Annotated in this window: 24 protein-coding genes and 1 tRNA gene; 15 read left to right on the top strand and 10 right to left on the bottom strand. The window is 44.2% G+C overall.

Annotation, left to right across the window (positions count from 1 at the left end; genetic code table 11):
- Positions 1-2: 2 nt before the first annotated feature.
- Positions 3-389, bottom strand: coding sequence for a response regulator (locus G6047_RS04940; RefSeq protein WP_169526372.1), 387 nt, complete (start codon positions 387-389; stop codon positions 3-5).
- 249 nt (positions 390-638) lie between these two features.
- Between G6047_RS04940 and ku the strand changes: the two genes are divergently transcribed.
- Positions 639-1,424: a non-homologous end joining protein Ku gene (gene ku / locus G6047_RS04935; protein ID WP_169526371.1), complete on the top strand. Its 786-nt coding sequence runs from the start codon at positions 639-641 to the stop codon at positions 1,422-1,424.
- A gap of 10 nt (positions 1,425-1,434) precedes the next feature.
- Positions 1,435-4,020, top strand: a complete 2,586-nt coding sequence (ligD, locus tag G6047_RS04930) for a DNA ligase D (RefSeq protein ID WP_169526370.1) — start codon at positions 1,435-1,437, stop codon at positions 4,018-4,020.
- Positions 4,021-4,026: 6 nt separating this feature from the next.
- On the opposite strand, the gene G6047_RS04925 is transcribed toward ligD, so the two are convergent.
- A complete protein-coding gene (locus G6047_RS04925; RefSeq protein WP_169526369.1) occupies positions 4,027-5,589 on the bottom strand; it encodes a L,D-transpeptidase family protein in 1,563 nt (520 codons plus the stop codon).
- A gap of 20 nt (positions 5,590-5,609) precedes the next feature.
- Entirely contained in the window at positions 5,610-6,146 is a 537-nt protein-coding gene (locus tag G6047_RS04920) for a pyridoxamine 5'-phosphate oxidase family protein (protein WP_169526368.1), read from the bottom strand.
- Between the two features lie 197 nt (positions 6,147-6,343).
- On the opposite strand from G6047_RS04920, the gene G6047_RS04915 reads away from it, so the two are divergent.
- From G6047_RS04915 to G6047_RS04885, 7 genes are all read left to right on the top strand, one after another.
- The gene (locus tag G6047_RS04915; protein ID WP_169526367.1) at positions 6,344-7,114 is read left to right on the top strand and encodes an SRPBCC family protein; all 771 of its coding nucleotides are present in this window, start codon (positions 6,344-6,346) and stop codon (positions 7,112-7,114) included.
- Positions 7,115-7,179: 65 nt separating this feature from the next.
- The gene (locus G6047_RS04910) at positions 7,180-8,133 is read left to right on the top strand and encodes a YihY/virulence factor BrkB family protein (RefSeq protein WP_169526366.1); all 954 of its coding nucleotides are present in this window, start codon (positions 7,180-7,182) and stop codon (positions 8,131-8,133) included.
- Between the two features lie 13 nt (positions 8,134-8,146).
- A complete protein-coding gene (locus G6047_RS04905) occupies positions 8,147-8,305 on the top strand; it encodes a hypothetical protein (RefSeq protein WP_169526365.1) in 159 nt (52 codons plus the stop codon).
- A gap of 134 nt (positions 8,306-8,439) precedes the next feature.
- A complete protein-coding gene (locus G6047_RS04900) occupies positions 8,440-8,679 on the top strand; it encodes a hypothetical protein (protein ID WP_169526364.1) in 240 nt (79 codons plus the stop codon).
- Entirely contained in the window at positions 8,676-9,446 is a 771-nt protein-coding gene (locus G6047_RS04895; RefSeq protein ID WP_169526363.1) for a dienelactone hydrolase family protein, read from the top strand. The genes G6047_RS04900 and G6047_RS04895 overlap by 4 nt, the downstream gene beginning before the upstream one ends.
- A gap of 22 nt (positions 9,447-9,468) precedes the next feature.
- Complete coding sequence (locus G6047_RS04890; protein WP_169526362.1) at positions 9,469-10,566, top strand: DUF3667 domain-containing protein; 1,098 nt, start codon at positions 9,469-9,471, stop codon at positions 10,564-10,566.
- Positions 10,567-11,583, top strand: a complete 1,017-nt coding sequence (locus G6047_RS04885; protein WP_169526361.1) for a M28 family metallopeptidase — start codon at positions 10,567-10,569, stop codon at positions 11,581-11,583.
- Between the two features lie 70 nt (positions 11,584-11,653).
- On the opposite strand, the gene G6047_RS04880 is transcribed toward G6047_RS04885, so the two are convergent.
- From G6047_RS04880 to G6047_RS04870, 3 genes are all read right to left on the bottom strand, one after another.
- On the bottom strand, positions 11,654-11,908 hold the full coding sequence (locus tag G6047_RS04880) for a hypothetical protein (RefSeq protein WP_169526360.1): 255 nt from the start codon (positions 11,906-11,908) through the stop codon (positions 11,654-11,656).
- 72 nt (positions 11,909-11,980) lie between these two features.
- A complete protein-coding gene (locus tag G6047_RS04875) occupies positions 11,981-12,463 on the bottom strand; it encodes a hypothetical protein (protein ID WP_169526359.1) in 483 nt (160 codons plus the stop codon).
- A 72-nt stretch (positions 12,464-12,535) separates the two neighbouring features.
- Positions 12,536-13,186, bottom strand: coding sequence for a hypothetical protein (locus G6047_RS04870; protein WP_169526358.1), 651 nt, complete (start codon positions 13,184-13,186; stop codon positions 12,536-12,538).
- Between the two features lie 185 nt (positions 13,187-13,371).
- Between G6047_RS04870 and G6047_RS04865 the strand changes: the two genes are divergently transcribed.
- A complete protein-coding gene (locus G6047_RS04865) occupies positions 13,372-15,024 on the top strand; it encodes a T9SS-dependent choice-of-anchor J family protein (protein ID WP_169526357.1) in 1,653 nt (550 codons plus the stop codon).
- A 76-nt stretch (positions 15,025-15,100) separates the two neighbouring features.
- Here the strand turns inward: G6047_RS04865 and G6047_RS04860 are convergent.
- The 4 genes from G6047_RS04860 to G6047_RS04845 form a co-directional block, all read right to left on the bottom strand.
- Positions 15,101-15,176 (bottom strand) — tRNA-His (locus G6047_RS04860).
- Positions 15,177-15,238: 62 nt separating this feature from the next.
- Complete coding sequence (bshB1, locus tag G6047_RS04855; protein ID WP_169526441.1) at positions 15,239-15,955, bottom strand: bacillithiol biosynthesis deacetylase BshB1; 717 nt, start codon at positions 15,953-15,955, stop codon at positions 15,239-15,241.
- Positions 15,956-16,001: 46 nt separating this feature from the next.
- The gene (locus G6047_RS04850) at positions 16,002-17,036 is read right to left on the bottom strand and encodes a chorismate-binding protein (RefSeq protein ID WP_169526356.1); all 1,035 of its coding nucleotides are present in this window, start codon (positions 17,034-17,036) and stop codon (positions 16,002-16,004) included.
- On the bottom strand, positions 17,036-17,458 hold the full coding sequence (locus tag G6047_RS04845) for a PaaI family thioesterase (protein WP_169526355.1): 423 nt from the start codon (positions 17,456-17,458) through the stop codon (positions 17,036-17,038). The genes G6047_RS04850 and G6047_RS04845 overlap by 1 nt, the downstream gene beginning before the upstream one ends.
- A gap of 97 nt (positions 17,459-17,555) precedes the next feature.
- Here G6047_RS04845 and G6047_RS04840 point away from each other — a divergent pair, with 97 nt between their 5' ends.
- The 5 genes from G6047_RS04840 to G6047_RS04820 all read left to right on the top strand — a co-directional run bounded on the left by G6047_RS04840 (position 17,556) and on the right by G6047_RS04820 (position 26,114).
- A complete protein-coding gene (locus G6047_RS04840; RefSeq protein ID WP_169526354.1) occupies positions 17,556-19,109 on the top strand; it encodes a hypothetical protein in 1,554 nt (517 codons plus the stop codon).
- A 78-nt stretch (positions 19,110-19,187) separates the two neighbouring features.
- On the top strand, positions 19,188-22,841 hold the full coding sequence (gene purL / locus G6047_RS04835; protein WP_169526353.1) for a phosphoribosylformylglycinamidine synthase: 3,654 nt from the start codon (positions 19,188-19,190) through the stop codon (positions 22,839-22,841).
- A gap of 76 nt (positions 22,842-22,917) precedes the next feature.
- A complete protein-coding gene (locus G6047_RS04830; protein WP_169526352.1) occupies positions 22,918-23,676 on the top strand; it encodes a LuxR C-terminal-related transcriptional regulator in 759 nt (252 codons plus the stop codon).
- 118 nt (positions 23,677-23,794) lie between these two features.
- Complete coding sequence (locus G6047_RS04825; RefSeq protein ID WP_169526351.1) at positions 23,795-25,576, top strand: AMP-dependent synthetase/ligase; 1,782 nt, start codon at positions 23,795-23,797, stop codon at positions 25,574-25,576.
- Between the two features lie 94 nt (positions 25,577-25,670).
- Positions 25,671-26,114 carry a MarR family winged helix-turn-helix transcriptional regulator gene (locus G6047_RS04820; protein WP_169526350.1) on the top strand — a complete coding sequence of 148 codons (444 nt, stop codon included), beginning with the start codon at positions 25,671-25,673 and terminating at the stop codon, positions 26,112-26,114.
- The last annotated feature ends 1 nt before the right edge of the window (position 26,115 follow it).

Raw genomic sequence — 26,115 nt, 5'->3', positions numbered from 1 at the left:
AGTCAGGACAAAATACGCTCAAGCAACGCCCGCATTTCGCTGATGGACGATGGCTTGACGAGTAGATCCTGAGCCCCTAATGTACGAACTTCATTCAATAATTGGTCATTTGACGAAGAGGAATACATATAAATACGGCTTTTAGCCAAATGCTCCATTTTAGCAATCCGAGCCAGGCATTCCGGTCCGCTCATACGCGGCATATTCATGTTTATGAATATAAAATCGGGGATGAAATTCTCGTTGTCTTCGAGTTTGTTGATTGCCTGGATGCCATCGTCTGCGAAAAAACATTCCATGGCTGGATCAATAAATTTGACGGCTTCGCAAAAGAAATCCTGATCGTCCGCATCGTCGTCTATGAAAAGGCATTGACGTGTGTAATCCATGTGTTTTGTGATGTGGGCGTAGTCGTTGGAAATTCAGTTACCGGCCTCGTGATTTGCCGAAATGCAAAGTTTACGAATAAGCATTGTTACAGTTTACACAATTGTTCAGCTTTGTTACACCATTATCATATAGGTGTTGGAATCGCCGTATATCAAATGGAATTTGCCGCCCAAAAACTATAAAAAAGGTTTAAAATATTATAAAGCATTACCAGCTTTATTGTATGAACTTCATAAAAAGTATTGATTATGAAGGCACTTTGGAAAGGCGGAATCAGCTTTGGTCTGGTAAACATACCGGTGAAATTATACAGTGGATCTGTGACACATAGAATCGATCTGGATATGATCCGCAAAAAAGACCAATGCCAGATTGAGTATGTACGTATTTGCCGCAAAGACGGAAAGGAAGTTCCGTGGGATGAAATAGCAAAAGGGTATAGAAAGGAGAACGGCGATTATGTGGTTCTCGATAAAGATGAAATTGCGAAAGCGATGCCTGAAAAAACACAGACCATAGACATTTTCGAATTTGTCATAGAGAATGAGATTCCGTCCAAATATCTGGAAAAGCCATATCTGATCGAACCTGAAAAGGCTGCGGCCAAAACCTATGCCCTGTTACGTGATGCACTGAAAGAATCCAAAAAGGTAGGTCTGTGTAAATTCATCATCAGATCAAGCGAGCATATCGGCATCCTGAAACCTGAAGAGGATGCGATCCTTTTAATCCAGATGCGTTTTGACCAGGATTTGCGCGATCCGAAAGAACTCAAACTTCCGGGCAAAACAGTTTCCGCCACCAAAAAGGAAATCGATATGGCCATGACGATCATCGACCAGCTCACCGATAAATTCGAACCGGAAAAATACAAAGACACCTACAAAGACGAATTGCTCAAACTCATTAAAAAGAAAGCCGCCGCAAAAGGAAAAAAAGTGGTCGAAAAAGCTGTTCCGGCCAAAAAGGAACGCCATCCGGCCGATGACTTGCTCGATCAGTTGCGGGCAAGCCTGGAAGCTATAAAAAATTAGATTATCCCTTATGTCGCTGACCAAATACAACCAAAAACGTGACTTCAAAAAGACAAAAGAGCCTGAAGGAATCAAAAAAAAATCCAAAGGAGCTTTGCGTTTCGTAGTCCAGAAACACGCGGCTTCCCATTTGCATTATGATTTCCGACTTGAAATCGATGGCGTTCTGGTAAGTTGGGCTGTTCCGAAAGGTCCGTCTGCAAATCCGGCAGACAAGCGATTGGCGATGCATGTGGAAGATCATCCTATGGATTACATCGATTTTGAAGGAACCATCCCGCAAGGCGAATACGGAGGCGGAACGGTCATGGTCTGGGACATTGGAACCTATCATGCCGAAGCGAACGACGATGTTTCAAAGGACAACGCCTTGATGAAAAAACAACATGCTTCAGGTTCGATCAAAATCGTGCTTGAAGGTGAAAAACTCAAAGGTTCGTGGGCGCTTGTCGAAATGCATGGACGGGGTGAAAACCAATGGTTGCTGATCAAGCACAAAGATGAATTTTCGGGTACTGACATTACATATGACCCATATTCAGTTTTGACCGGGCGCGATTTCGATGCCATTTCCAAAGGTGATGACGTATGGCAAAGCAATCGGAAGAAATCATCGTCAACTCCAAAAAAGATCAAAAAGAAAGATGAAAGCGCGTTCTCCGCAGCAGATTTAGCCAATGCAAAAAAACTTACAAAATTCCCTTCCGGCTGGCGGCCGCAACTCGCAACACTGGCCGACACGCCTTTTGATAATCAAGAGTGGCTGTTCGAAACCAAATTCGACGGGTATAGAAGCACAGCCGAAATCCACAACGGAACTTGTCATTTGATATCACGGAATGGTTTGTCCTTCGATAAAAAATATCCGGAAATAGCCGATGCTTTATCAGGGCTGAAACAAAATATGATTCTTGACGGGGAAATCGTCATGGAAGATACCAAAGGCAAGAGCCACTTCCAATGGCTGCAGAACCGCGAAGACAATCCGGACCGAGGCAAACTCAAATTCTATGTTTTCGATATTTTGTACTTCGGCGGATTCGATTTGCGAGGGCTCGATTTGCTACAGCGAAAGAAAATCCTCCAAGCCGTTTTGCCTAAAGTCGATTCGGTGATTTACTCCGATCATGTTGTCGGAAACGGACAACAGGCATTCAAAAAAGCACAGAAGCAAAGCGGCGAAGGCATTATTGCCAAACGCATCGCATCGGCTTACGACACCAACAAACGCAGTAAAGACTGGCTCAAGATCAAAACCGGAAAAGTCCAGGAAATGGTCATTGGCGGCTATACCGAACCTTCCGGAAACCGCATCGGGATCGGAGCACTATTATGCGGCTATTACCAGAATGGAAAACTGATGTATTCGGGAAAAGTCGGAAGCGGTTACACAGACGATATTTTAAAAGACCTGATATCGAAACTCGAAAAAATAGAGCGGCAATCGTCGCCCTTTGAAAATCCGCCAAAGGAGAAAAAGGTACATTGGGTCACGCCGAAATTAGTGGCCAACATCAAATTTTCGGAATTCACCGAAACGAATTCCATGCGGCATCCGGTGTATGAAGGCCTTCGGACAGATAAAGCGGCCACGGATGTCAAACTGGAATTACCGGAAATAACTGCTTCAGAAAAAGACGAACCGAAACCATCGGCTAAAAAACCAACCAAAAAAATGGCAAAAGAAACCAAATCATACACGGTCGCCGATTTGAAGAAATTCTCCAAAAAAGTCGAATTTTCTAATCCCGATAAAATCTTCTGGCCCAAAGAAAAAATCACTAAGGGCGATGTGATTGCATACTATAACGCCATTGCAGATTACATCCTTCCTTATCTAAAAGACCGTCCGCAATCTATGCGTCGTACGCCCGACGGTATCAAAAGCCAGGGATTTTTCCAGAAGAACGTCGCCGGTTTGGTTCCCGATTGGACAAAGACCGCGATAATCAAAGCCGATTCCAAAAGTGAACCTGTCGAATGGCTCATATGCAACAACAAAGACACGTTGCTGTATATGGTGAATATGGGTTGTATCGAAATCAATCCGTGGAGCAGCCGGATCAAAACACTTGATAATCCGGATTATATTATTTTCGACCTCGATCCAAAAGGCGCTCAGATTGAAAATATCGTCAAAACCGCCAAAGTCCTTAAGGAAATCCTTGATGGGCTTAAAGTTCCGGCTTATATCAAAACCTCCGGCGGAAACGGGTTGCATGTCTTCATTCCCGTCAAACCAAAGTATTCTTATGAACAGACGCGTGAATTCTCCCATATCATAAGCCAGATGGTCCACAAGCAACTGCCAGATATCACAAGCCTGGAACGTCTGCCAGATAAGCGGAAGAAGAAAGTTTATCTCGATTTTTTACAGAACGGCCGCGGAAAGACCATGGCGAGCATCTATTCGCTACGACCGCGTGAAGGAGCCGGAATCAGTACGCCTTTGGAATGGGATGAGATTTCGGATGGTTTGAAATTATCAGATTACAACCTGTTCACGATTCCGCAACGACTCAAAGAAAAAGGTGATCTGTGGAAAGGATTTTTTGAGGATGCGATTGACCTGAAATCAGTATTGAAATCAATGTGACGTGTATCAATTTTTATAAAGCAAGCCTGCAAGCCTTTTATCCCGACTATAAATATCATCAAAGAAAGCCACATTCCCATGTTCGTCTGCCCAAGCGGTGAAATACGCGAGGTAAACCGGAATTTTTCTGTTTAAGGAATATTGCGTCTGGTCTTTGGCATGCATGGCTTCATCGATTTTTTCAGACGTCCAGTTTTTATCGTCTTTAAGGATCAGGTTCGCGAGTTCCTTTGCTTTCTGGACACGAACGCAGCCGTGGCTCAACGCGCGTTCCTCTTTGTTAAATAAGGCTTTGGCTGGTGTGTCATGCAGATAAATGTTGTTGGTATTCGGAAACATGAATTTCACAAGGCCAAGCGAATTCTCATCACCAGGTTTCTGGCGGATGTTGCGTCCGTTATTGTAATATTCCATATGGTGTTTCGACAGATAATTCTTGTCTTTTTCGATTCCCGGAAGAATTTCTTTTTTGACGATGCTTTTCGGGATGTTCCAATATGGCGCAAAAACCAGATAGCTCATTTTTCCGCTGAAAACGACAGTTTTATTGAGCTCTTCACCCACGACGACATTCGATTCCAGGGCTGTTTTCGAATCTTTGACGTAATTCAGATGGAACTCGGGAATGTTGACGAAGACATATTCTTTATTTTTTTCAAAATCCGAAGGAATCCAGCGGCAGCGTTCCATATTGACCACAATAGTCTTGATGCGTTCCGATATGGGTATATTCAAATCGGCAACCAAATCTGAATCGATCCCTGAAAATTCACGATGACGACGTGCTTCGAAAGTCGTTATGGCATCAGACAATTCCTGATCGAAAACCGCGCTTCCGGAATCAGACTTCAAGTCGCCCGACAGTGCCAACCGTTTGCGCACCTGTCCGATTACGGGATCTGAATCGCCTTTTTTAAACGCTTTTTTTCCTTTTGAAAAAGCAATGGTTTGCCAGCCGCCTTTTTGCTCAATCGCCCGATATTTCTCCAATGCTTTTCGTAAATTATTGTATTGGGAAAACCGCTCGGCATCTTTCTCCTTGATTAAATCGGGAGATTTGAGCAACGTATCGAGATAAGCCACGTAAGACACTTTATCTCGGGGCAAAAACCAGCCTGTACTTCTGCTCTGCTTCGTATCGACACCCGAAATTGCTTTTTTGGCGTAGAAAAAATACATGGCCGAAATCATGAGGTCGTCTTCGGGTGACGGCTTTTTGGTATCACGCATTTCGAAAATATCGTCGAATTCCGATTTGTATGGCAATGAAACCGGAACACCTTCAGATTCGAGTTGCGCCGTCTGGTCGAACAAGACTTCGGCGAAATCGACTCGTCCGTCCTTATCGTACCATATCATTTTATTCGCGTGTTTGGCGTATAAGGCTTCGAGGTCTTTTTGGTACGGTTTGAATTCCGGATGCTTCTGGAAAAATGGCCGAAGTTCAGATTGTTCAAGCGTGTAGCGGTCTTTTGGATCCGATGACAATTGACCATCGTTTTTTTTACATCCGACGGTTATGAAAAAAAGGGTTACGATTGAAAAAAGGATTTTGGATTTGAGGGCCATATGTATTGATTCTTGGGTGATTAAAGTTTGATGTTACCTTCTATGGAATCATCTATAGTTTTACCAATAGCGGCACCAATGAGGCGTTTGGCAAAAGCGACGGCCATATTGTGTTTCGTATCCCAATAATAACCTTCAGTCGGTTTGAATTGAAGAACGGTAATCCTTGGATCGTCCTTGCCTTCCGTAAACCAGGCTTTCATTTGGGCATCCCAGAGTTCTTCGATTTTTTGCCTGTCTTTAGAAATTTCGACGGTTCCATACAAACTCATAAAGTCGCTGTAAGATGAACCCTGAAACAGCAATTGGGCATGTGAATCTTGTTTCAATTCTTCATTTTTATGGCTGTCGGAAGCACTTAGGAACCAGAAATTCCCTTCTTCATCTATCCTTTCCGGAGCCATCGGACGGGTCGCGAAAGGCTTTCCGGTTTCGATATCGGTGCAAAAGAAACAGCCGCCGGATTTGGAAGCGAGGTCCTTGATTTTTTGGATTGCCTCTGATCCGAATATATTTTTGAAATTGTCTTCGGTTTGGTTGGTATTGATACTGTCCATGAGAATTGTGTTGATTTTAATTGTTGCTCTGATTTCAAAAATAGAATCTGTGTTTGTTAAGAATTTTACATCAATTCCGTCAGTTCTTTCAAGGTTGCCGCCAACGTTTTCAGGGTGTAACAATATCTGCACATCCTGTAAACCCGAATGTTTATGACGCGACTAACTTTGGTAAAGCACATTAAATTCTATCCAAGATGAAAGCGACTAAAACCAATGATACGCGGAACTTTTCCAGAATAGATCCATCAGGCACAGACCCGAACAGATATGCATCGACAGTAAAACCGGAATCTGAACCTGCCCAAAAACCATTCAATTTAAAAGTCAATATTTCCACTGTCGAAAGAGTTGCCATGATCGCTGCCGGCGGTTATTTGCTGTATAAGGCCTTGTCATCGAAGAAAAAAAGCATTCCAAAAGCAATTGCCGGTGGTGCTATGCTGGTTCGTGGTGCCGGAGGTTATTGTCCTATGTACGATGCGATGGACAACAACCCAAAACTCTCAGGTAAAAACATCAACATCGATTCCAATTTCACTGTCCATAAACCGGCTATGGAAGTCTATCGAAATTGGCGCGACTTAAAGAATCTTCCGGAATTTATCAAGCATTTGAGTGAGGTTCGTGAAATCAACAGAATCGAATCGGAATGGACGGCAAACGGCCCCGCAGGAATAGGAAAAATAACATGGAAAGCCCATATTTTGATGGATGAACCCGGAAAAGTACTGAGTTGGCAATCGCTTCCGGGCGCATCGGTCTATAATACCGGAAAAGTAACCTTCACGGAAATTGATGCTGAAAATACAGAAGTCCGTGTAAATCTTTCCTACAAAGCGCCTATGGGAATTGCCGGTGAAACGGCCGCGAATTGGTTGAATCCGCTCATCGAAAAAGGAATCACCAATGACGTCCAGAATTTCTTGAGCCAGATAGAGAATTCAAAACCGGAATTGTCAAATTAAAATTTCCCAATAATTTATAAAGCACCGATTGCCTTCTTTCGGTGCTTTTTGTGTAAACTGCATTCATGTTCAAATCGTTACGACATATACAGTGGAAAGATGTAGGCAGCATCTTCAAACGCACGTTTCAGGGTTTTGTGAACGACCGCGCGCTCAAACTCAGTGCTTCGTTATCCTATTATACGGTTTTTTCAATGGCGCCGCTGATTTTGTTGGTCATTTCATTAGCCGGATTTTTTTTAGGTGAAGATGCCATCCGTGGACACGTTTTTCATGAACTAAACGGATTGTTGGGCAATCAGGCCGCAGCACAATTGCAGGAAGTCATCAAAAATATGGAACTTTCCGGAAAGACCACTACGGCTTTGGTAATTGGTGTCATTACGTTAATCGTGGGTGCGACATCGGTATTTGGCGACATACAGGATTCGATCAACATCATCTGGCGTGTCAAGGCCAAACCAAAACGCGGCTGGGTCAAAATACTTAAAGACAGATTGCTTTCTTCATCGCTCATCATCGGATTGGGTTTCCTCATGGTTGTCACCTTGCTCGTAAACGGAGCTCTTGTCGCTTTGAACGGATGGCTCCAGTCTTATTTTCCCGAAGTGACGATGATATTGTTTGAAATCATCAACATTGCCATCGGATTCGGTGTCATCTGGTTGCTGTTTTCGGTGATTTTCAAAGTGTTGCCCGATGCGGAAATCCGATGGAAACACGTACGCCTCGGAGCCTTTTTTACGGCTTTGTTGTTTATGTTGGGCAGATACCTTATTTCAATTTACATCCAGACTTCGGGCGCCGGTTCTGCTTATGGAGCTGCGGGTTCGCTGATCGTGATTCTGGTTTGGGTCTATTACACAGCCGCAATACTATATTTTGGAGCTGAATTCACACGCGCATTCACTGAATTCACCGGAGCCCATATCAAGCCATCGGAGTTTGCGGTTTACGTCGAAGAACACGAACGCGAACGTGATGTATCGGAAATTCCACCAAAAGAAATCGTCAGATAAAAAATAAATTGTTATGGAAGATAAAAATCATCGTGTTGACAGCAAGGAAGAAGTTCAATCTGGTAGAATCGCACCTCTGCGAAAAGAAATCAACGATTCCGACGACCGCGACCAAAAAGACAGCTCAGAAGACTGGGATGCCGAGAACAGTCGCACGGGCCGGCACAAATAATCCAAAATCAACTAACTCAATGCAAATCGCCGATTCCTCATGGGTCGGCTTTTTTATTTCCAATGTTATTATACAACTTCATTTTTTCGTGATACAGCCAAAATTTCTACATTTAGGGCTTAATCCCGATCGATATGAAACAACTTACACTATTTGCGTTGCTGTGGTTCGGACTCAATGCGACGGCCCAACAGAAACCTGAGACGAAAAAATCGGCAGACAATACCAAGGAAGCCAGAGCCAAAAAACAAGAGGCACAACAGGAAGTCCAGAAAGGCCGGGCCGAAAAAAAACAAAAAATGGAAGAGGCCAAACGCAACGTCAAGGAAAAAGTGGCCCGCGATACTTCTAAAACGTCAACAGCTGCCAAATGAAAAAACTACTGCTCTTTGTTGCTATTACCGCTTCGATCCAAATCAATGCACAACTACGCACCATTTCTTATAACGACAAATCCCAACAGCTCAACGGCATGGGAATCGCACCGGAAAAACCGTTGCCCGGAAAACCCGGAATATTGATCTTACCGGCCTGGATGGGAATCACACAACACGAAAAAGATGTTGCCACGGAACTTGCTGCCGCGGGTTATTATGTCTTTATCGCCGATATATACGGGCTTGGACATTATCCGACAAACACACAGGAAGCCGGAGCCGAAGCCACGAAATACAAATCCAACCCTGAACTATACCAGCGCCGTATCAAATTGGCCCTGGAGCAATTGCCGGGACAAGGAGCCGATTATTCGCGTCTTGCGGCCATCGGATATTGCTTTGGTGGTGCGGGCGTACTTGAAATGGCGAGAAGCGGAATGGGCGTCTGGGGCGTAATCTCGGTGCATGGATCATTGGGTAAGGATGCCTCGCGCAAAGATTCAAAAATCAAGGCAAAAGTACTGGCGCTGCACGGTGCCGATGACCCGTATGTAACACCTCAGGAAGTAGCTGCTTTTGAACAGGAAATGCGCAACTCCAAAGCCGATTGGCAATTGGTTTCTTACGGAAATGCCGTACATGCTTTTTCGGACAAAGCTGCCGGAAACGATAATTCCAAAGGTGCGGCATATAATGAATCGGCCGATAAACGATCCAAAAAAGCAATCCTTGATTTCCTTGAGGAACTTTTTGCAAAAAAATAACCCATCAATTTACTGACAATAAATGTCCAAACACGAGCCTATCCGCAACGACAAAACATGCCTCAATTGCAGCCATGTGGTTGAGGAAAGATACTGCACTCATTGCGGACAGGAAAACACCGATACCAGGAAGACGTTCCATCATTTGTTCTTCCATTTTTTTGAAGACCTGACGCATTACGAAAATGCATTCTGGAGGACAATCCGGCATTTGCTTACAAGACCGGGACGGCTCACAAAAGAATATTTGTCGGGAAAACGCCTGTCCTATCTGGCTCCGATACGGCTTTACATCTTTATTTCATTCATTACCTTCTTCCTTTTTGCAGTTGTCCCGAGCCATGAATCAGACGATGTATCGAGTGAGGATATTGTAGAGATTGGCGCTGATAAAAAGCAAAAAGAACAACAAGAAGCAAATCTTGTTATTGACTCTTTAGCGCTTTCACAAAAGGCGAACATCGACAAAATGGTCGAACAGGGCTATATGACAAAAACCCAGGCCGATTCCATCATTGCGAACATGAAGAATGGAAGGCATATCACAAGTTCTGCGAATTTCCTTCAGGCTAAATACAAATCAGTCGAGCAATTGGATTCCGTACAGAAATATGCAAAACCTAAAGACAGATATGCACCTTGGGAATATTGGATTTACAAACGATACATAAACGTAACCTCGCACAACACCAAGGAAGAAATGTGGGAAAAATTCAAGGAATCTTTCATGCATAATTTCCCCAAGGTTTTGTTCATCTACATGCCCATATTCGCCTTTTTCCTATGGCTTTTCAACGATAAAAAGCGCTGGTATTATTTTGAACACGGAATTTTCACCCTGCATTATTTTTCGTTCCTGCTGCTCATTATACTGATCAATTTTTTATTGAGCTGCCTGTTTTCTTATATGGGAATCGTGGGTGAATGGCTTGACGGTCTTATTTCGTTTGCCATATCCATTTGGTTCCTGTACTATTTTTTCCCGGCACATCACTGGTTTTATGGGGATTCCAGATTGATATCGTTCATCAAAAGCATAGGATTGTTATTCATAAATACGTTTCTCATTATGATCATCATGATTCTTTATTCCGGTTACACATTACTCTATCTACATTAAATGAAAAAAATTCTGATTCCTGTTTTGTTCCTTGCTTTAGCGGGTTGCAAAACCACCAAAAATGACAGTTCGGCTATATTGGAGCCAAAATATATGAACCTGATTTCAGAAGATAAGCTGCGCGCCGATCTTACCGTGGTCGCTTCAGATGAAATGCAGGGACGTGAAACCGGTTCCGAAGGCCAGAAAAAAGCGGGAAAATATCTTATTTCGCAATACCAGGCTGCCGGAATTCCGTTTCCCAAAGGCGCTACCGATTATTATCAGCATATTCCCGCGACTTTCCTCAATGCCAAACGGAATGAAGGATTGAATGATTCCGAAAACATCTGGGCTTTTATAGAAGGTTCTGAAAAACCGGATGAAATAGTCGTGGTTTCGGCCCATTACGATCACGTAGGCGTCCAGAACGGCGAAATCTATAACGGTGCCGATGATGACGGATCGGGAACCGTGGCGCTTTTGTCTATCGCACAGGCGTTCCAGAAAGCTAAAAAAGACGGACACGGGCCAAAACGCTCCATCTTGTTCCTTCATATAACAGGTGAAGAACACGGTTTGCACGGCTCGCGGTTTTATTCGGAGAATCCGTTATTCCCCATTGCGAATACGGTTGCTGATGTCAATATCGATATGATCGGAAGACGCGATGACGAACATGCCAATACCAATAATTACATTTACGTGATTGGTGCCGACAGGCTTTCAAGCGAACTCGACCAGATTGTGCGGTCACAGAATGAAGCCTGGGTGAAACTGGATCTTGACTTCAAATTCAACGAACGATCTGATCCGAACCGATTCTATTTCAGGTCCGATCATTACAACTTTGCCAAAAACGGAATCCCGTCGGTGTTCTTTTTCAGCGGTGTCCATGCCGATTACCATAAACCGGGCGATGAAGTCGAAAAGATTGAATTCGATGCGCTGAAGAAACGTGCCCAATTGGCGTTTGTGACACTATGGGAACTCGCGAATCGGGAACAGAGAATCCGCGTCGATAAGGACGGAAAATAGTTCCATTTTAAAATAAAAAATCCGCTGTGCAGCAATTGTAAAGCGGATTTTTTGTTTGAACTATTTTGTGTCAGATGGTTTCGTTCTTGACAATCTGGACTTTTCCGGTAGGGACAGAATCGGTATTGTCTGAAATGATCAAAACTCCAAAAAGTTTGAGCGGTAGATCCGGAACTTCATCCGATGCATTTTTGGCTTCCTGCAACACGTGCATATAATCTGAAGCATTCAAAACTATGGTATCGCCCTGATCCACGCGATGTGTGATAAGATAGTCCCTGATTCCGGCAATGGATATTTCGTGTAAAAAATTGAATGTAGACATGGCTTTTTGTTTTGATTCAAGTTACACCAAACAAAACCGCTTGCCTTATAGCATTCTGGGAAAATTGTACGTTTACGTGCGCTTCTTATATTCGGCCAGCAAGGAATCTGAAAAGAAAAGGGAGTTGTACGCATCGGCCTGCTTCTGGTCTGTCTGCTCGTATTTGGCAAGTGCGTCGGAGTATTTTTTTAGTTGTTCCGGCGTCAACAGTTTTCGGTAATCGTCTTCCTGACGAATCAGCGTCTTGACAAAAAGCTTGGTATCGTTATCGTCATAACTTTTGATCATCTTGTTGTATATAGGCAGTAATTCGCGGTATTGGGCAATGAAAAGATCCTTGAAAGTCACATTCTGTTCTTCGGTGTAATTTACGATGGCGAACGTGACACGGCCTTTGGTCTGCCAGAACGATTCTTCGCCCTTATCTCCCATATGCACAAAATTCTGCATCATCATCACCTTGGTCTTTATGGTACGATCCATGCGGCTTTCCTTGGGCTGGGCGAAAACCAACGATGTGGTAAGGATAAAAAAGGCAAGCAGGTTCCGTATCATTGCGAAGTGTTTCGGCAAAAATAAAAAAAGCCCCGTTTGAAACGAGGCCTTTGCTGTAATTTATGATTCAGATCAGAACTGATACCCGATTTTAAGTCCCACGCGCGGCGTCCATTCGTCGACATTCTTATTATCGACATCACCTTTTCCTTTGACCTCAAGTTTCCACATCACACCGGCAAACGGATCGATGGCGATTGGTCCGGCCTTAATCTTGAACCCGACTTCGGGACTGAAAAAGGAGAAGTAGGAATATGTCCCTTTAAAATTCGGAAAAAGACCAAAATCCTCATCGTATTTGATGTTTCCGTAAGACAGGTAATTCGCCATATAAACACCTGAATTTTTTGACGAAAAGTAAGTGCGCTGGCCAATTTCTATGACAAAGCCGTTTCCGTCGATATCATCTATCCCGAGGGCGTTGAAATCGTACTTCATCATTCCGTAAGCCACATTGACAATTTTGGATGAATAGTAGCTGAAGCTTTTGTCGTTCATGGATTTCGTCTCCTTGTTCCCAAGAAATTCGACGCTCAGGCCAACCTGGTTCAGTTCTATGAATGATCCGTAAGCCGAAACGGTCACGTTTTTATCATATTGGCTCGTCGTGGTTGATGTCGTGGTTTTTCCATCTGACGTAGTCGTTGTGGAAGTCGTGGTCGTAGTTTGTGCCGATGTCGCCAGAAAGCATCCAAAAGCGGCAAGTGAGAGTAGTTTTTTCATGTCGGTTATGAGTTAGTTTCAAACGAAGGTAGATGGTTCAAATTATTCCTACAAACAATCTTGAAATGTTGGAACGACTACGGGTTAAAGTGTAAATCAAAATTCCAACATCCAATTGGTAATGTTTTGGTAAATCGCAGTAAACAAGGGAATTTGTATGTTTGCGCAAAATTTCAAAGCGACAGATGCGTAAAATTACCTTTCTTATTTTCACCATTCTTTTTGGATTGTGTTTCCAGATTTCAATCGCCCAGACCACAATCCTTGACCAGTCATTGCTTACCGAAGGCAGTTTCAATACGTTTTCACCCGTAAGCGTGACAGGAACGCAAGGTTGGTATTTCAGTTCCCAATACGGGGCTGTGTGCAACGGATACGCCGGCGGACAGAGTTTTTCAAATGAAGATTGGCTTGTAAGTGAGTCGATCGATTTGTCCCAGGCTGATAATGTTTTGCTTACGTTCAGCCATACCCGCGGAAGTGCATCAGTCCTTAACGTCGGGGTAAGCCAAGGCTGGTATAAGGTTTTCGCTACTGCAGCTTATACCGGCGATCCGGCCAGTACAACATGGGTTGAAGTGACCGGAATGAACCAAAGCGTCCCGAGTGCGTGGCAGTATATCTCATCGGGCGAACTTACTATTCCGGAAGCAGCGAAATCGGCAGCAACCAGGATTGCGTTCCGATACATCAGCAGCAATACCCAAAGTGCTACGTGGGAGATAAAAAACGTAAAAGTCACTGGCGATTTACAGGGAATCAACTCTTTCAAGGTCACAAATTGGAATACAGAATGGCTGGGTTGTACGCAGTTCGGGCCTGACGATGAGGGGCAGCAGATGGAAAATGTCGCCTCTGCCATGATTTCCATGAATTCAGATGTCTATTGCCTACAGGAAATCACCGGTAGCCAATCGACTATAAATACATTGGTTTCACTTTTGGGCGACGGATGGGCCGGGAATATTGTTCCGGTAAATACTGAAAATTGTGACCAGAGACAAGCTATTATCTACAAAACCTCGAAAGTACAATTCGTCAGTTCCTCTCAATTAAGCAGCGGAAATTCGGCCCAAGGCAATTCGTATTCCTATAACTGGACAAACGGTCGGTTTCCGGCAGTATATAATTTGAATCTGATCAATGGCACTTCCAATATTCCCGTAACTATCATCAACATACATGCAAAGGCAGAAGATGGTGAAGCCATGAGTTATACGCGACGATTAGGTGCGTCACAAGCATTGAAGACCATTCTCGACGGATCGAACTACAATTCAAAAAACCTGATTCTCATTGGCGATTTCAATGATTATCTTATTGGCACATCAAGCAACGCGTGTTCTTGCACCGATTCTCCTTATAAAAATTTTATTGATGATGAAGCCGATTATAAAGGCATTACCAAAGATTTAATTAACGTGAATTCCGGTAATCCCGTGATTGAAAATTTTATTATTTCCAATGAACTTTTTGCCAATTATGTGACGCAGAACGCAGCCCAGGAAATCAATGTGGCCAATAGCATAAGCAATTATTACAACACGACTTCCGATCATTTGCCTGTAAGCGCGACGTTCCAGTTTTCTACGTTGGGAACGACCGAATTCGTACAAACCGACAGCAAGTTGAAAATCTACCCGAATCCGGTTAAAACTGAATTGAGGTTGTATTCAGGGCAATTCAAATCAAATGCAACTATTTACATCTATGACCTTACGGGCAAACTAGTACTTCACGATAAGACATCTGCAGAAACTATAAATGTCAGCTCATTACCTTCTGGACTTTATCTTTTGAAGCTTGGCGACAAGACTGCGAGGTTTATAAAGGAGTAATTCAAATACCGTCTTTGCAATAAAACGTAAAATAAAAAAGCCCGCAGGAAAATCCTACGGGCTTTGCATTTATTGAGGGTGAATGAGGGGTCTCGAACCCCCGACCTTTGGAACCACAATCCAACGCTCTAACCAACTGAGCTACAATCACCATTTGTTTTGCGAGTGCAAAGATAACTTTCTAAGCCTTTATTCCAAACAAAAAACTAAAAATTTATATCAGGTCGAACAGGCTTTGTACGCCCGGGTAACGCTCTACCGTAAAGCCTTCGCCTAAATCGACACCAATCAGCCGGCCCAAATCCTGTGCTCTGTAATCAAGGCTTTCGCGGAAATTTTTGGTTGAGATTGGAGTTTCCGGATCGTTGCTGTCAGGGTCGTAAAACTGTGAACCGTATGCCAGAATCGCTTCTACCCGCTTGGCATTGAAGCCCGTAATATCCACAACCACATCCGGCTCGATAGGTTGCCATTGAATGTAATGGTAGACCGCTTTTGGTCGCCAGGCTTGCTGTAATTTTCCATCCAAAAAGGTTTCGATACGACGAAGACCGGATAAAAAGCAAGAATCAGAAACCAGTTTGCTTCCTTTTCCGTGATCGATATGACGGTCATCAATGGCATTGCACAACACTATTTCCGGCCGGTATTTGCGTATCGCCTGGATGACTTTCAACTGATGCTCCTCATCATTGACAAAAAAACCATCGCGCATTCTCAGGTTTTCACGAACAGATACACCCAGGATTTCAGCAGCCGCAGCCGCTTCCTTATCACGTATTTCAGCTGTGCCGCGCGTTCCGAGTTCGCCTCGTGTCAAATCTATGATACCTACTTTTTTACCGGCGGCGACTTCTTTGGCAATCGTTCCGCCACAACCGAGTTCCACATCGTCGGGATGCGACCCGAAAGCGAGCATATCTAGTTTTATATTGTTCATTGTATTGATTTGTTTGTTGATGCGTTGATTTGAAACTCTAACTGTTAATTTTCAACACCCTTTTCATCGTTAGTGACTTATTGACTGTTTCAAAGAATTCCTTTTCCGGATTGCTTTCTGCCGTGATTCCACAGCCCATGAAAAGTTCGGCCTGACCGTTTGAAATCTTCATGCACCTCAGGTTGACGAACAAATCGCAATGGTTTTCACCTCTTTCCCCAAGGAATCCTGAATAAAATTCCCGGTCGTAACCTTCATTTTCTTTGATGAATAGGATGGCATTTTCCTTTGGCAGGCCGCAAACAGCAGGCGTCGGATGCAACGCTTTGGCCAAATCGCCAAGTGTGGTTGCGTCACGCATCTGACCCGAAATATCGGTCTTGATATGCAACAGGTTTCCTGCCCGATGCGTATGTGGTTCCGATAATACCAGCGTTTGGGTCAGCGGTTCAAGCGTATTCCAAATATAATCGGTCACCAATCGCTGTTCTTCACGCTCTTTTTTAGGCCATTCCACACTTTCATCGCCCTGGAATTGTTGTGTTCCGGCAAGCGCCATCGTCTGGAACTCCTTGTTTTGTCCTTTGAGCAGACGTTCGGGTGTAGCGCCAATCCAGCATCCGGTTTCAGGATGATTCCATAAGGAGACGAAAGCATTCGGATACACCGAAAGCAACCTTGAAAAAATTTCAAATGCAGATTGACCCAGCGTTACGACTTCCTTTCTCGAAAGCACGACTTTATCGAACCGGCCTTCTTTTATGGCATCCACAGCTTTTGCGACTATCGATTCAAAATGTAGCTTCTGATCCAAATCAAAAGACAATTCCGGTGTTTCAGCCGACCATTTCGCATCCCATTGATTTGTTTCGAAACGATCACAATCAGACAAATCCAACTCATAAGATTGCCCGTCAAAAGGTGTAAATACAAACGAATCCGAACCTTGGGATTCCATCGGCCTGTCATTCCTAAACAATGAAATCACCTTTTTTTCTCCGGGCTTTCTGTAAATAACGAAAGCCGAATGTGCCTCAAGACCGGCTTCAATGCGCTTTTGAATAGCTTCCATCAGCGACGCGGCATGACCATATTGGTCAGTTTACAAATAGATATCAGGCTGTCGTTTTCATCTGTGATGCGGATTTCCCACAAATGGATCGATCGTCCCTGATGAATGATTCTCGCTGTTCCGTAAACCATTCCATCGCGTTTGGCTTTGACGTGATTGGCAGATATTTCTATGCCGCGGACTTCAAGCTTATCTGTGTTGATGAACATCAGTGAAGCTGCACTTCCGACACTTTCAGCCAGCGCAACCGATGCGCCTCCATGAAGCAAGCCCATTGGCTGATGCACTTTTGGATTAACGGGCATTTTTGCTTTGAGGAAATCGGGACCGGCATCGATGAATTCCATATCGAGGGTTTCCATCAGGGTGTTTTTGCAGAAAGCGGCGCACATGGCAAGTATTCGTTCTTTATCGAACTCCATCAGATCGTAGTTTGAGGCAAATTTACTAAGATGTTCCCAGAATAAATTGTAAAAAAATTCGTTTATTTGGTTCACATTTCTACTTTAAACGACGTACATGCGCACGTATATCCTCTTATTTGTATCGGCTATTTTAATTTCCCTGTCTTCTTGCCGAAGTGATTTTGAATTCAGTTCATCCACCGGTCAACTTGGTTTTTCAAAAGACACGGTTTATCTGGATACGGTTTTTACGAACATCGGATCGAGTACCTATACGCTTAAAGTTTACAACAAGACCGACAGGAATATTTCAATACCGACCATTCAGCTCGGACGTGGCATGTCGTCCGGTTACAGGATCACAGTCGATGGCATGACCGGAAACAACAACCGCGAATTCCACAACGTAGAGATGCTCGCCAAAGACAGCCTTTTCATTTTTATTGAAACCACTGCCGATGTAGCCCAGGCCAATCCCGACAATTTCTTATATACAGACCAGATCCAGTTTGGCGAAACCGGTAATTTCCAGACCGTCGAACTTGTTACGTTGATCCAGGATGCTGTTTTTCTGTTTCCGAACCGCGATTCAGATGGGACAGTTGAAACCATTTTGTTAGGTATAGATGAAAACGGACAGGAAGTGCGTGCGGACGGTTTTATGCTCGACAACAGCGAATTACACTGGACCAATGAAAAACCTTATGTCATTTATGGATATGCAGCCATTCCAACCGGACGTACCCTTACTATTGATGAAGGTGTGCGGGTCCATTTCCATGACTCTTCGGCCCTTGTCGCTTACAACGGCTCTAACCTAAACATCAACGGAACACCATCACCGGATGCGGCCAATCCGGTCAACGAAGTAATCTTTGAAGGTGACAGGCTGGAACCCGAATACAGCGATATTTCAGGCCAATGGCTGGCGATATGGATGATGGCCGGTAGTCGCGGAAATTTCAATAACCTGACGATTAAAAATGCGACGATCGGGATTTTTGCTTCGGGTTACAACACCTCGGTTCCTTATTCGCTAAATCTTAATAATGTTCAGGTTTACAACAGTGCTTCAACCGGAATCTGGGGACAAACGGCACATATACGAGGAAAGAACGTAGTCATAAATACGTCCGGTTCTACCAGTTTGTTGTGTTCTTATGGCGGAAAATACAATTTTGTCCATTCTACGTTCAACAACAGCCTTAACAGTTCCAGCCATTCCGCGCTTACGATAAGCAATTATGCGCAAGGCCAGACTCCCGAAGTAGAACCTATCGACGAAGCGACTTTCCGCAACTGCATCGTCTACGGATCCAATCCGACCGAAGTGATCCTGTATAGAAACAGTCCTACCGATGTCTTCAATTATTCGTTCCAGAATTGCCTGCTCAAGATAAACCCGTACAGTTCATCCATTGCTAACGATCCGTTATATCAGAATACGTCGGCTTTCTTGAATTGCCTGATTGCCGAGGATAATTTTACGAACCGTCCTTTTTTCTGGGATGCGAACAACAACAAACTCAACATCACGACGGAATCTGCGGCCGTAGGTCAGGGTGATGCCGCCGCAACGAACGAAGCTCCGAATGATATCCTTGATGTATTGCGTCCTACCGCGGCAGATTTAGGCGCCTACCAGGCATTCGACCAGCCTACGGATTAATTCCCGAAACCCTAATTTTTAGGTTTTGATTTCGATATAAATCGGTGTAAATTTGCACGCGAAACAACACCTATTACCATGATCCACTTTTTCGGGAACCAAAGCGACATTGTTTTTGCAGTCCAAAGCAACGACGCGCTCTCACAGGAAACCGTATCTAAACTCAACTGGCTTTTTGGCGACGCACATAAAATAGAAAAATCCGCTCTGACGGATTTTTTTGTTGGCCCACGTGCCGCCATGATTACGCCCTGGAGTACGAATGCCGTAGAAATTACCCAGAATATGGGAATAGAAGGCATCATCCGGATTGAGGAATTCTTAAAAGTCGATTCGTCTTACGATGGATTCGACCCGATGCTTTCCCAAAAGTATCCAACTCTGGACCAGGATATTTTTACAATCGATATCAAACCGGAACCAATCCTTGAAATCGACGATATCGCCGCCTACAATTTGCAGGAAGGTTTGTCTTTGAGTGCCGATGAAGTAGAATATTTACAGACACTTTCACAAAATATCGGACGCAAACTGACCGATTCGGAAGTGTTCGGGTTTTCACAGGTCAATTCGGAACACTGCCGCCACAAAATATTCAACGGGACTTTCGTGATTGACGGAGAAGAGAAACCGGTTTCGCTTTTCAAGATGATCCGCAAGACATCTGAAGCCAATCCAAACGAAATCGTTTCGGCCTATAAAGACAACGTAGCGTTCATCAAAGGCCCGCGCGTAGAACAATTCGCCCCGAAATCTGCCGACAAACCGGATTTTTACGATAAAAAAGATTTTGATTCGGTCATTTCAATCAAGGCCGAAACCCATAATTTCCCCACAACGGTAGAACCTTTCAACGGAGCCGCAACCGGTTCAGGCGGAGAAATCCGCGACCGTTTGGCAGGTGGACAAGGTTCGTTACCATTGGCCGGAACCGCCGTTTACATGACAGCTTATTCACGCTTGGAACAAGGCCGTAACTGGGAAAACGGTATGGCTGAGCGTAACTGGCTATACCAAACCCCAATGGACATCCTGATCAAAGCGTCTAACGGTGCTTCAGACTTTGGAAACAAATTCGGGCAGCCCCTTATTACAGGTTCGGTTTTGACATTCGAGCACGAAGAGGAAAACCGCAAACTGGCTTTCGACAAAGTCATCATGCTTGCGGGCGGTATCGGCTACGGAAAAGCAGATCAATCCAAAAAGCAGAAACCACAAACCGGCGACAGGATCGTTGTTTTGGGTGGTGAAAATTACAGAATCGGAATGGGCGGCGCTGCGGTTTCATCTGCCGATACGGGAGCATTCGGTTCCGGAATCGAACTCAATGCCATCCAAAGGTCAAATCCTGAAATGCAAAAACGGGCCGCAAACGCCATACGCGGACTTGTCGAAAGCGACCACAACCCTATCGTTTCCATCCACGATCATGGAGCAGGCGGACATTTGAACTGTCTGTCGGAGCTTGTCGAAGAAACCGGCGGAACCATAAACCTCGATAAACTTCCAGTCGGCGACCCGACTTTATCTGCCAAGGAAATCATCGGCAACGAATCACAGGAAAGAATGGGTCTTGTGATTGGCGAAAAAGATATCGAATTCCTTCAGAAAGTAGCCGATCGCGAACGCTCACCTATGTACAATGTTGGTGAAATCAAAGGCAATCAACGTTTTACGATCGCATCAGAAACGACAGGCCTTGCCCCTATGGATCTGGCAATCGACGAAATGTTCGGGTCGTCTCCAAAAACCATCATGGAAGACAAGACTGTTGCACGTAACTATGCATCAGCCGATTATGATATAAATCAATTACAATCTTACGTCGAATCTGTTTTACAACTCGAAGCCGTTGCGTGTAAAGACTGGCTCACGAATAAAGTCGACCGTTGCGTCGGCGGAAAAGTCGCCAAACAACAATGTGCCGGACCTTTGCAGCTTCCACTCAACAATGTTGGAGTTATGGCATTGGATTTCAACGGAAAAGAAGGCATTGCGACCTCAATTGGCCACGCTCCTGCTACCGCCATCATAAATGCCGCTGCCGGAAGCCGTATCGCCATTGCGGAATCATTGACCAATATCATCTGGGCGCCGCTTAAAAACGGACTTGACGGTGTTTCACTATCGGCAAACTGGATGTGGCCTTGCAAGAATGAGGGTGAAGATGCGCGCTTATATGAAGCCGTCGAAGCCTGTTCACAATTTGCAATCGAACTGGGCATCAACATCCCGACCGGAAAAGATTCACTGTCGATGAAACAGAAATATCCCAATGGTGACGTACTTGCTCCCGGAACAGTGATTATTTCTGCCGGTGCAAATTGTACCGATATCACGAAAGTCGTAGAGCCTGTCGCCAAAAAGAATGGCGGTGCAATTTATTTCATGGATTTTTCACAGACGGATGTTTCTATCGGAGGTTCCTCGTTTGGACAAATACTTAATAAATTAGGAAACGACGCTCCGGATATTACCGATGCCGCTTTGTTCAAACGCAAGTTCAATGCGATCCAAAAGCTGATTGGAGACGGAAAGATACAGGCTGGTCACGATATTGGAAGCGGCGGTTTGATCACGACACTTTTGGAAATGTGTTTTAGTGATACAGAATTAGGTCTAGACATCGATTTGTCCGGTTTGAATCAGGACGATACCATAAAAGTTTTGTTCGCCGAAAATCCGGGGATAGTTTTTCAGGCCGATGCATCGGTCGAAGAAGTATTGGGCAATCAGGATATTCCGTTTTTCAAGATTGGAAATGTGACGTCGGATGCTGTCGTATCAGTAAAAAATCAATCGGAACGACATGCATTCGATGTGGTTACATTGAGAGACACGTGGTTCAAAACGTCCTATCTGCTCGACAAAAAACAATCGGGAGAACAAAAAGCAAAGGAGCGTTTCGAAAATTATAAGAACCAGCCGTTGCAGTTTACTTTTCCTGAACACTTTGACGGAAAAGCACCTGTAACACCGACAAATCGTCCAAAAGCGGCAATCATACGCGAGAAAGGTTCGAACTCTGAACGCGAAATGGCAAACGCCATGTACCTTGCCGGTTTCGATGTGAAGGACGTACACATGACCGACCTGATTTCGGGTCGTGAAACGTTGGAAGACATCCAGTTCATTGGTGCCGTGGGAGGTTTCTCGAATTCAGACGTATTGGGATCTGCCAAAGGTTGGGCCGGCGCTTTCTTATATAACGAGAAAGCAAAATCGGCTTTGGAGAATTTCTTCAAACGTGAAGATACGCTGTCGGTCGGGATCTGTAACGGATGCCAGCTATTTATCGAACTCGGCCTCATCAATCCGGAACACGATGTGAAACCGAGGATGCTGCACAACGATTCGGCCAAACACGAAAGCGGGTTTACATCGGTCAAAGTCCAGAAAAACAATTCGGTGATGCTATCCACCCTTGAAGGAAGCACGCTTGGCGTATGGATTTCACACGGAGAAGGCAAATTCGAACTGCCGTTTTCAGAAGAAAACTACAATGTGGTGGCTAAATACGGATACGAGGGTTATCCTGCCAATCCAAACGGTTCCGCTTATGAAGTCGCGATGATGTGTGATGCTACAGGACGCCATTTGGTTACAATGCCGCATATAGAGCGCTCGACTTTCCCATGGAACTGGGCATATTATGAAGACGGACGCCAAGATGAGGTTTCTCCTTGGGTGGAAGCTTTTGTCAATGCCAGGAAATGGATTGAAAACAAATAAACGATGACAAATAAGGCTTTCAAATACGAAAGCCTTTGTCTATTATTGCTGAATTCGCGACGCGCCCCAAAAGACTATGAAGAAAGAACTCTCCGGGCTATTTGAAACCTGGGATAATGACCCGAATCGAGGCATAATAGGAACAGAACGCAATGTTTCTTTCAACGAACTGGCAAGTTCAATTATCAGCCTTGGCCCTTTTTATTATTATGTGATCGATTTTACCGATATGTCCTTATCGAATATCCATCCGGCCATGGAAGATATTCTCGGTTTTGATGTAAATAAGGTTCGTTTCCAGGACATTCTGGAAGCTTTTCATCCGGACGATGTAGATTACATAACGCGTATGGAAGCATTCATGGGACAATTTTTCCATAAGAACGTGCATCCGTCCAAACTCATGAAGTACAAATCCAACTACAATTTCCGGATCCGTCTGAAGAATGGAGCATATGCGTTGTTCAATCACCAGTCGCTCATGCTAACGCTTGGGCCAAACGGCGGCTACGGCAAAGCGATCAACATCCATACACGGATAGATCACCTGACCGACTTCAACAATCTCAAACTTTCGCTTATAGGGCTTGATGGGGAACCGTCTTTCCTGAATCTTTCAATGGAAGAAGAAAATACGCCTTCATTGCGTTTTTCACCAAAGGAAACAGAGGTCATCCGGTTACTCGGTGATGGATTCGACAGTGAAGAGATTGCAGATCGTATGTTCATAAGCCCACATACTGTAAAGAAACATCGAAAAAACATCCTTGAAAAATCGAAGTCAAAAAACGTGGCACATCTAATCAAGATGTGTGTCATGCAAGGTTTGGTCTGACAAAAAAGCATTACAGAATCGACTACACTTTCAGATTTCCCAATATTTGAAGGATTTATAAAGGCTTTACCAAATTCGGAAGCCTTTTTTTAATAATTTACCGAAAATTTCAAACCCAATGTCAGCTATCAAACGACTGTTCGATTTTCCCTATCATCAGCAAAAGAATTATAAAATTGCCGATTCACTGGTGACCAAGAAAAATGGCCAATGGATCAATACTTCGACAGATGAATATCTGGCAAAAGCCAACGCCATCTCACGCGCCTTGCTTCGTTTGGGAATCAAAAAAGACGATAAGATTGCCGTCATTTCTTCAAGTAATCGAACCGAATGGCACATTCTGGACATCGGAATTTTACAGACAGGCGCACAGAACGTTCCGGTTTATCCGACTATTTCAGAAGAAGAATACCACTTTATCCTTGAACATTGCGGCGCTTCCTATTGTTTTGTGTCAGATGCCGAATTGCTCGGAAAAGTCAATCAGGTGCGCGACCGGCTTCCGGAATTAAAGGAAATCTATTGCTTTGACGATATCATCGGATGCAAAAACTGGGAAGAATTGCTCGAACTGGGGAAAGACGAAAGTAACCAATATGAAGTCGATGCCCGTAAAGATGCCATTCAGACTGAAGATCTGGCAACGATTATTTACACTTCAGGAACCACCGGACAACCCAAAGGCGTTATGCTGTCGCACCAAAACATCGTCGCGAACGTATTGGGAAGCGAAAAACGGATTCCCTTCAATGCCGGCGAAACCATCGCGATGAGCTTCCTGCCTATCTGCCATATTTACGAACGTATGGTAGTTTATCTGTATCAATATTACGGTGTTGGGATTTACTTTGCCGAATCGATCGAAAAAATCAGCGAGAACATCAATGAAGTCCATCCAAACGTGATGACAGTCGTTCCGCGTCTTCTGGAAAAAGTCTACGAAAAAATCCACGCCAAAGGAACCGAACTGACCGGAATCAAACATAAATTATTCTTCTGGGCACTTTCTCTGGGCGAACGTTTCGAACCATATGGAAAAAACGGCTGGTGGTATGAATTCCAGCTCGGTATGGCCCGAAAGTTAATTTTCAGCAAATGGAAAGAAGCGTTGGGCGGGGAACTCAGCCTGATGGTTTCGGGAAGCGCCGCATTGCAACCACGACTCGCACGGATTTTTGTAGCCGCCGGATTACCAGTCATGGAAGGTTACGGGTTGACTGAAACGTCTCCGGTAATTGCCGTCAACGACTTACGACATGGGAATTTCCGCGTCGGAACTGTGGGAAAACCGATTGATAACGTCGAAGTCAAAATCGCTCAGGACGGAGAAATCCTGGTCAAAGGCCCGAGCATTATGATGGGTTATTACAAAGCTCCGGAGAAAACGGCTGAAGTTATTACTGATGGCTATTTCCATACCGGCGACATTGGCGAAATCGACAAAGACGGATTCCTTAAGATCACCGACCGCAAAAAGGAGATGTTCAAGACATCGGGCGGAAAATACATTGCGCCTCAATTGCTCGAGAATGCACTCAAACAATCGCGTTTCATCGAACAGGTCATGGTGATAGGTGAAGGTGAAAAAATGCCGGCCGCTTTTATACAGCCGAATTTTGGATTCGTAAAAGACTGGGCGCGCATCCATCATGTGGAAATCACGGACAAACAGGAAGATATTGTTTGCAATGAAGCGGTTTTGAAACGCATTTCGGAAGAAGTCGAGAAAATCAATGACAAGTTCGGGAACTGGGAAAAAGTCAAAAAATTCGAATTAACACCAAACATCTGGTCTATCGAAGGAGGCGAACTTACCCCGACACTGAAATTGAAAAGAAAAAATATCCTTGAAAAATACAAAGACCTGTATCAGAAAATATACGGTCCAAAATCATAACTCCTCATGGGAGTTATTTTTTTAAGTCACCGTTAAATTTTATTATTTATTATGCACGCATAATACTTTTTGTTATATTTGAAATCGATTTCGTATGAAAGAACGTACTATAGATTATATCCTCAGGGCCACTTGGCAGGCCGTTTCCAGAATGTATAATGAGGAAGCTGCCAAATACGGTGCAACAATGGCAACAGGTTTTGCCTTGCTGAGCATAGATCGCGAAGAAGGAACACCATCAACAGCCCTTGGGCCTAAAATGGGAATGGAAGCCACAAGCCTCACCAGAACATTGAAGTCTATGGAAGACAAAGGCCTGATCGAACGCCATAAAAATCCGGACGACGGCCGCGGGGTTTTGATCCGATTGACGGAATTCGGGCGTGAAAAAAGAGATTTGTCGCGCAACAACGTGCTTCGCTTCAACGAAAAGGTCAAAGAAAAACTGACAGAAGAACAATTGCGTCATTTTATAGAAGTGACAGACGTGATCAACGAACTCATACAGGAAAAAAATATTTTCAACGAAGACAAATAAG

The organism is Flavobacterium silvaticum (assembly GCF_012911565.1).
GTDB classification, from domain to species: domain Bacteria; phylum Bacteroidota; class Bacteroidia; order Flavobacteriales; family Flavobacteriaceae; genus Flavobacterium; species Flavobacterium silvaticum.
Note: the sequence above shows the minus strand (reverse complement) of the source record. Positions and strands in the feature narration are given on the sequence as shown.

Bases quoted from the DNA above. Each gene is read 5' to 3' on its own strand.
- G6047_RS04940 (WP_169526372.1), bottom strand. From the start codon at position 389: ATGGATTACACACGTCAATGCCTTTTCATAGACGACGATGCGGACGAT.
- ku (WP_169526371.1), top strand. From the start codon at position 639: ATGAAGGCACTTTGGAAAGGCGGAATCAGCTTTGGTCTGGTAAACATA.
- ligD (WP_169526370.1), top strand. From the start codon at position 1,435: ATGTCGCTGACCAAATACAACCAAAAACGTGACTTCAAAAAGACAAAA.
- G6047_RS04925 (WP_169526369.1), bottom strand. From the start codon at position 5,589: ATGGCCCTCAAATCCAAAATCCTTTTTTCAATCGTAACCCTTTTTTTC.
- G6047_RS04920 (WP_169526368.1), bottom strand. From the start codon at position 6,146: ATGGACAGTATCAATACCAACCAAACCGAAGACAATTTCAAAAATATA.
- G6047_RS04915 (WP_169526367.1), top strand. From the start codon at position 6,344: ATGAAAGCGACTAAAACCAATGATACGCGGAACTTTTCCAGAATAGAT.
- G6047_RS04910 (WP_169526366.1), top strand. From the start codon at position 7,180: ATGTTCAAATCGTTACGACATATACAGTGGAAAGATGTAGGCAGCATC.
- G6047_RS04905 (WP_169526365.1), top strand. From the start codon at position 8,147: ATGGAAGATAAAAATCATCGTGTTGACAGCAAGGAAGAAGTTCAATCT.
- G6047_RS04900 (WP_169526364.1), top strand. From the start codon at position 8,440: ATGAAACAACTTACACTATTTGCGTTGCTGTGGTTCGGACTCAATGCG.
- G6047_RS04895 (WP_169526363.1), top strand. From the start codon at position 8,676: ATGAAAAAACTACTGCTCTTTGTTGCTATTACCGCTTCGATCCAAATC.
- G6047_RS04890 (WP_169526362.1), top strand. From the start codon at position 9,469: ATGTCCAAACACGAGCCTATCCGCAACGACAAAACATGCCTCAATTGC.
- G6047_RS04885 (WP_169526361.1), top strand. From the start codon at position 10,567: ATGAAAAAAATTCTGATTCCTGTTTTGTTCCTTGCTTTAGCGGGTTGC.
- G6047_RS04880 (WP_169526360.1), bottom strand. From the start codon at position 11,908: ATGTCTACATTCAATTTTTTACACGAAATATCCATTGCCGGAATCAGG.
- G6047_RS04875 (WP_169526359.1), bottom strand. From the start codon at position 12,463: ATGATACGGAACCTGCTTGCCTTTTTTATCCTTACCACATCGTTGGTT.
- G6047_RS04870 (WP_169526358.1), bottom strand. From the start codon at position 13,186: ATGAAAAAACTACTCTCACTTGCCGCTTTTGGATGCTTTCTGGCGACA.
- G6047_RS04865 (WP_169526357.1), top strand. From the start codon at position 13,372: ATGCGTAAAATTACCTTTCTTATTTTCACCATTCTTTTTGGATTGTGT.
- G6047_RS04850 (WP_169526356.1), bottom strand. From the start codon at position 17,036: ATGGAAGCTATTCAAAAGCGCATTGAAGCCGGTCTTGAGGCACATTCG.
- G6047_RS04845 (WP_169526355.1), bottom strand. From the start codon at position 17,458: ATGGAGTTCGATAAAGAACGAATACTTGCCATGTGCGCCGCTTTCTGC.
- G6047_RS04840 (WP_169526354.1), top strand. From the start codon at position 17,556: ATGCGCACGTATATCCTCTTATTTGTATCGGCTATTTTAATTTCCCTG.
- purL (WP_169526353.1), top strand. From the start codon at position 19,188: ATGATCCACTTTTTCGGGAACCAAAGCGACATTGTTTTTGCAGTCCAA.
- G6047_RS04830 (WP_169526352.1), top strand. From the start codon at position 22,918: ATGAAGAAAGAACTCTCCGGGCTATTTGAAACCTGGGATAATGACCCG.
- G6047_RS04825 (WP_169526351.1), top strand. From the start codon at position 23,795: ATGTCAGCTATCAAACGACTGTTCGATTTTCCCTATCATCAGCAAAAG.
- G6047_RS04820 (WP_169526350.1), top strand. From the start codon at position 25,671: ATGAAAGAACGTACTATAGATTATATCCTCAGGGCCACTTGGCAGGCC.